Annotated in this window: 4 protein-coding genes and 1 pseudogene; 4 read left to right on the top strand and 1 reads right to left on the bottom strand. The window is 75.2% G+C overall.

Annotated features, from left to right (window positions below):
• A pseudogene (locus LUZ64_RS35325) lies at window positions 1-264 on the top strand (glycosyl transferase); the annotation flags it as partial.
• Between the two features lie 269 nt (window positions 265-533).
• On the opposite strand, the gene LUZ64_RS35320 reads toward LUZ64_RS35325, so the two are convergent.
• A complete protein-coding gene (locus LUZ64_RS35320; protein ID WP_095578580.1) occupies window positions 534-1,718 on the bottom strand; it encodes a glycoside hydrolase family 6 protein in 1,185 nt (394 codons plus the stop codon).
• Between the two features lie 428 nt (window positions 1,719-2,146).
• On the opposite strand from LUZ64_RS35320, the gene LUZ64_RS35315 reads away from it, so the two are divergent.
• The 3 genes from LUZ64_RS35315 to LUZ64_RS35305 all read left to right on the top strand — a co-directional run bounded on the left by LUZ64_RS35315 (window position 2,147) and on the right by LUZ64_RS35305 (window position 6,018).
• Window positions 2,147-3,148, top strand: a complete 1,002-nt coding sequence (locus LUZ64_RS35315; RefSeq protein WP_095578581.1) for a trypsin-like serine peptidase — start codon at window positions 2,147-2,149, stop codon at window positions 3,146-3,148.
• Window positions 3,149-3,380: 232 nt separating this feature from the next.
• Entirely contained in the window at window positions 3,381-4,397 is a 1,017-nt protein-coding gene (locus LUZ64_RS35310; protein WP_095578582.1) for a methyltransferase, read from the top strand.
• Between the two features lie 214 nt (window positions 4,398-4,611).
• Complete coding sequence (locus tag LUZ64_RS35305) at window positions 4,612-6,018, top strand: hypothetical protein (RefSeq protein WP_143592996.1); 1,407 nt, start codon at window positions 4,612-4,614, stop codon at window positions 6,016-6,018.
• Window positions 6,019-6,028 lie beyond the last annotated feature (10 nt).

Genomic DNA, 6,028 nt, shown 5'->3' with positions numbered 1-6,028 from the left:
TTGGGGTGGGCGGGTGTGTTCGGGTTGTGTTTGGTGGCGTCGGTGGTGTGGGGGCATGCGTATCCGGCGATGCGGGTGTGGGCGGTGCTGGCGTTGGTGACGGCGCTGGGACCGATGGGGGTGTGGGGGGCGGGGGTTTTGCGGCGGCGGCGTTCCGAGGCGGCGGTCGGGCGGGCCGAGGGTTCGGGGCGCGGTGCGGGCTTGGTGGAAGTCGCGGTGCCTGTGGGGGAGTTGGCGGCGGTGTCGGCCGTGGACGGGGCGTAGGGCGGCGGGGTTTTCCCCAGCCCCGCCCCTTCCCGAAACCGGGGGCAAGCCCCCGGGCCCCCTTTTCCGCGCTGACGCGCGGTGTCCTCAAGCTCCCCCAGCTACCGCTGGGAGGTGCCCCCAGACGGGCTGAAATTCAGCCCGTCCGGCGCTTGAGGACCGGGGTCCGGGGCGGAGCCCCGCCACGCGGCGGAGCCGCACATCGGATGCAGCGGGAAGGGGCGGGGCTGGGGAAAGGAATCCGCACCACGCCCCCGCCCGGCGGCGGCCTATTTCGCCCCCGCCCCCGAACCCCCCGCCGACGGCACCGTGTTGGAGAGCCGCAGCGCGTAGTCCGCCCACCAGCGGCCGGCCGGCGGGGCGCCCCGGCAGGAGCCGTCGGATTCTCCCGGCCGCTTGATCCAGAGAAACGCGTCGATGAGGGGGTTCCCGGTCGCCGTGGTGGGCGGTGTGCCCAGCGCACGACCCGGAGGGTTGCACCAGGGTTCCCCGTCGCCCGGGCCCTGCCCCTTCCCGTCCTCGGCGCCCCCCGCGCCACCGGTGTCCGGGCCGTTCAGGCCGGCGGGGGCGCCGGTCGGGGACCCCGGGCCGGCCGGCTTCGCCGCGTCCGGAGGCGGGCCGGCGCTCAGCAGCGGACCGTTCCCGTTCCGGCTGGTGTCGACGACGTAATGGGCGCCGCCGAGCAGTGCCGACAGCTCGTCACCGTAGGCGCCGGTGACGGAGTTGGTGTGGAAGTTGGAGACGTTGAGCGCGAACCCGTCGGCCCGTGCGACGCCCGCCCTGTTCAGCGCCTCGGCGAGGCGCTTCCGGTCCGAGATCCAGCCGGGGTTGCCCGCGTCGAGGTAGACCGCCGTCCCGGGCCGTTCCTTGAAGATCCGCACGGCCTCGGCCAGCAGTGCCAGCCGCTGCTTGGCCGCGGCCTCGGGGACGCAGCCGGAGGCCCACTGGGCGAGCGCGTCGGGTTCGAGGACGACCCAGGCCTGACGCGAGCCGATGCCGGCGGCCGCGCGGGAGACCCACCGGCGGTAGTGCGCCGCGTCGGGGGCGCCACCGGAGGAGTACTGACCGCAGTCGCGCTGCGGGATGTTGTAGGCGACGAGGACGGGGATGCGGCCCGCGCGCTCCGCCCTGCGGGTGATCTGCTCGGCCTGCGCCTTCGGGTCGCGGTCGGTGAGCCACACGGCCGTCGACCGGTCGGAGATGCGCTGGAGCGCGGCGGCGTCCTCCTCCCGCCCCCGCTCCTGCCAGATCCGCTCCTGCCAGACGGCGGGCCCCGACGGCTCCACCCAGAACGGGGTCGTTGCGTCGTGGTCGTCGCCCGGGGAGGTGAGGGCCTCGGCGGCCGGACCCGGCAGGCACACCACCCCGGCACACACCAGCGGGACCGCCCCGCGCCGGAAGAGCCCGCGGGTACGCCTCGTGGCGCTCCGTCGGATACCGGGTCTCTCTCTCATGTGATCCCCCTGACTTTCCCTGGAGTTCGCCTCGGCTCTGGCCCTGTCCCTTTCAGGGTGTCAGGTGTCGGACCGTCAGAACCTGTTGTGCTACGCCGAACGGGACGCGGGCCGATGCGGGCCGATGCGGGCCGACGCGGACGTGCGCGGGCGGGCGCGTATGCGGGCCGACGCGTACACGGACGGACGCGAAGCGGCGACGGTCGCGCACGCTCCCCGCGCGGAGGTCCTCATCCGGCCATGCTTTTGATGCGGTCCTGACAATTCAACCGTCCCGTGGGACCCTCCGTCACACACCCTCCTAGCCGCACGCGTCCGCTCGTCGCCGCTCGTGTCCGCACCGCTCGTCTGCCCGGACCGCGCCCGCCGCGGTCCGGCCCCCCACACCGCCGCGCGACCCCCGCGCGGCCTGGGCAGAAGGAGTACGCGTGAGACGTTCCCGCCGTACCGCCGCCGGCATCCTCCTGGCCGCCGGCGCCACGCTCGCCGCAGGTATCCAGCCGGTCACCGCCACCGCCGCCCCGGCCGGGCGCGGCGCCCCGGCCGTCGTCCACACCGCCGCCGCCTCGGCCGCCGACCACCAGAAGGTCCGTGACTTCTGGACACCGGAACGGATGCGCTCCGCCACCCCGCTCGACCTCCCCGGCGCCGCGCCCGCCACCCGTACGGCACCACACCGGGGCCCCCTCAGCACGGTCGCGCCCACCGCCCCCGCCGCGCCGCCGCGCGCGGACACGAGGGCGAACCCCCAGCCGGGCGGGGCCTGGACCGGCGGCGGTGCCGTCGTCAAGACCTCCGGCCGGGTGTTCTTCACCCTGGGGGACCGCACCGCCTCCTGCTCCGGCGACGCCGTCACCAGCCAGAACGGCAGCACCGTGATCACCGCCGGGCACTGCGTCAAGTACCAGGGCGCCTGGCACACCAACTGGACCTTCGTCCCCGCCTACCAGGACGGCCAGGCCCCGTACGGGACCTGGAGCGCCTCCAAGACGGCCTCCACACCCCAGTGGGTGGCCGGTGAGGACATCAACTACGACGTCGGCACCGCCGTCGTCGCCCCCCTCGGCGGCAAACGGCTCGCCGACGTCGTCGGCGCCCAGGGCCTCCAGTTCAACGGCGCCTACAACCAGGAGATGTACGCCTTCGGCTTCCCCGCCGCGGCGCCGTACGACGGCAAGCGGCTCATCTACTGCAGCGGGAAGACCTCCAAGGACTTCCTCTTCAGCAAGGACCACGGCATGGCCTGCAACATGACGGGAGGTTCGAGCGGCGGCCCGTGGTTCGCCGCCTTCGACGAGGCCACCGGCTCCGGCCTCCAGGCCTCGGTGAACAGCTTCGGCTACACCTTCCTGCCGAACCGGATGTTCGGCCCGTTCTTCGGCAACGAGGTCAAGAGCCTCTACGAGCAGTCGGCGGCGCAGAAGGTCTGAGCCCCGCGTGAAGAGCGACCGGCCGGGCACCCGGGACACCCCGGGCCGGCCGGTCGGTCACGTCCGCACACCCTCCGGAACCCCTGACGCCCCTGGTGCTCACCGAGCCCCCTCCGTCGCCCGGGCGCCCGCGAAGGTGCCTGACTGATCGACACACTCTGGCGGTCCCACGCCCCTTCGCGTCAAGGTGGTCTGTCGACCAGTGAACACAAGGGCAACAGGAGGCACCTGAATGGACACCCCGCGGCCGGACAGCTCCCTCGTCGCACAGCTCAGCGAGCACGCCCTCGCCTACCTCCACTCCGCCGCGCTGCGCACGGCGGCCCGCATCGGCGTCGCCGACCACCTCGCCGACGGGCCGCGCACCCCCGAACAGCTCGCCGGCCCGCTCGGCGTCAGCGGCCCCCACCTGCGCCGCGTCCTCCGGCTCCTGGCCACCCGCCGGATCTTCCGCGAGGACGCCGAAGGCGCCTTCCACCTCACCCCCGCGGCCGAACTCCTGCGCTCGGACGTCCCCTCCTCGATGAGACGGGGCGTCCTCATGCTCACGGACGAGCTCTTCTGGACGCCGGCCGGGCGCCTGGAGGACACCGTGCGCGCGGGGCGCACCACCTTCGAGGACCTCTACGGAGCCCCCTACTTCGACCACCTCGCCCGTACCCCCGAAGCCGCCGAGTCCTTCCACACGGGCATGGCCAGCGTCTCCGACGGTGACGACGCGGCCACCTGCGCCGCCTACGACTTCCCCGCGACCGGCACGGTCGTCGACGTGGGCGGCGGCCGCGGCGGCCTGCTGCGCCGCGTCCTCCTGGACAACCCCGGCCTCACCGGCGTCCTCTACGACCGCGCGGACGTCCTGCGCGACCACGGCCTCGGCATACCGGAACTGGCCGGGCGCTGGCGCACCGAACCCGGCGACTTCTTCTCCTCCGTGCCGGCCGGTGCCGACGTCTATCTGCTGAAGCGCATCCTGCACGACTGGACCGACGAGGAGTGCCTGACCATCCTGCGCGGCTGCCGCGCCGCCATGAAGGAAGGGGGCACGCTCCTGGTCGTCGACACCGTCGTCGCCCCCGGCAACGAGCCCTCCTACGCCAAGGTCCTCGACCTCCTCATGATGGCCTCGCTCAACGGCCGGGAGCGCGGCGAGGAGGACTTCCGGCGGCTGTTCGCGGGGGCCGGGCTGGAGCTGACCGGCATCCGCCCGACGGACTCGTCGCTCTCGGTCGTGGCGGCCACGGCGGTCTGACGGGCCACCGGACCGCGACGCCGGATCCCATCGCCCGTACGACAGATGAGGCGGTGAAGCGGGGCGATCCGGGGGAGACCCGGCCGTGCGTACATATCTGCTGGTATGGCCGCGGGGGGAAGGGGGGAAGACAGGAGGTCTGGGCCCGGATCGAGGCCGTGGCCTCTACAGTTCCCGGGGATGGGTTGTGGCACCGGCCGGAAGGATGTGCGCTGTGAGTGAGCCTGTTCGGGGTTGCGTGCTGCTGTTGGACGGCACACCCGACCGGTCCCGGGGAGCGGTGCCGAACCCCACGGCGCACGCCCTGGCCGGCGCGGACCCCCGCCGCTTCCTCGCGGCCCCGTCCGTCGACGTGGTGCAGCTGCCCGGTGTCGCCGGCCCGCAGAGCGTGCTCGCCTACCTCCAGCACGCCGCCGCGAGCCCGGGTCCCCTGCTGGTCTGGGTGACCGGCCGGCTGATGGTGCCCTCGCGCCGGGCCAAGGAGCTGCACCTGGGGCTGTCGGGCAGCACCCCGGGCTCGGTCCGCTACACGGGCCTGCCCTGGGCCTGGCTCACCCGGACGCTCGGCGCCCACCAAGGTCCCCTGGTGGTGCTGGTGGACGTGGAGGCGGACCCCGCCGCCCGGCCCGAGGTGGCCGCCGCGGCGAGCGACGGCCGACTGGCCGGCGGGGTGCCCCTGTTCGGCGTCGTCACGCCCGCCCCGGCCACGCCGTTCCGCGAAGCCGGCCCGTACACCTCCGCGTTCCTCGACGTGCTGCGCGCCGGTGACCCGGCCGGCGGGCCCGTGCTCGACGTGGCGGAGGTGCACCGGCAGGCGCTCGGCCTGGCGGCGCCGGGCGACGGGACGCTGACCCTCCAGTACGGCCCCGCGGGCCCCTTGCTGGTCAACCCCGCCGCCAGGCCGGCCCCGGTGGCGGCGCCTCCGCCCTCGCCCGTACCGGTGCCGACGTCCGTTCCGGCGCCCGTACCGGCCGCCGCGCCGGTGCGGGAGCCCGCACGGGCCCAGGAGCCGGTGCGGGACACGGGCAGGGTGCGGGTCCCGGAGCCCGTACGCGACGCGGAGCCCGTGCACACGCCCGACTCCGGACGGGCCGACGGGCCCGCGCGCACCACCGAGCCCGTACGGGCCCCGGCGGCGGACCCCGCCCCCGCGCCCGCTCCGGTGGGCGGGCGGCCGGCCCCCGTGCCGGCCCGGGACGACCTGCTGCCCGGGATCCTCGCCGCCGCCCACGCGGGCCGGCACAACGAGGCCGCGGCGATGGCCGCCGCCTGGGAGCAGCAGACCCTGCGCCTGTACGGCCCGGACAGCCCCGAGGCAGGTCTGTGGACCGAGGTCCGCGCCGACCTCGCCAGGCTCGCCGGGGACCACGGCCGGGCCGCGGGGCTGTGGATGTCCGCCGCGCGGGCCCGCCTGGCACGCAGCGGCCCGGCGGACGGCGAGGTGCTCGCCGCCGTGAAGCGGGCGCACTACTGCTGGCAGCACAGCGGTGGGCAGGCGCCGGGCCTGGCCACCGACCTGCTCGCGCTCTGGGAACAGGTCCCCGGCGGACGGGACGCCGCCGAGGACGTCCGCACTCGTCTGCGGGCCCTGGGCGACGCGCCGCCCGCAGCCGCCCGCTGACCGTCCGGGG

This window comes from Streptomyces albireticuli (assembly GCF_021228125.1).
Lineage (GTDB): Bacteria > Actinomycetota > Actinomycetes > Streptomycetales > Streptomycetaceae > Streptomyces > Streptomyces albireticuli.
This window is presented reverse-complemented; position numbering and strand designations above follow the sequence as displayed.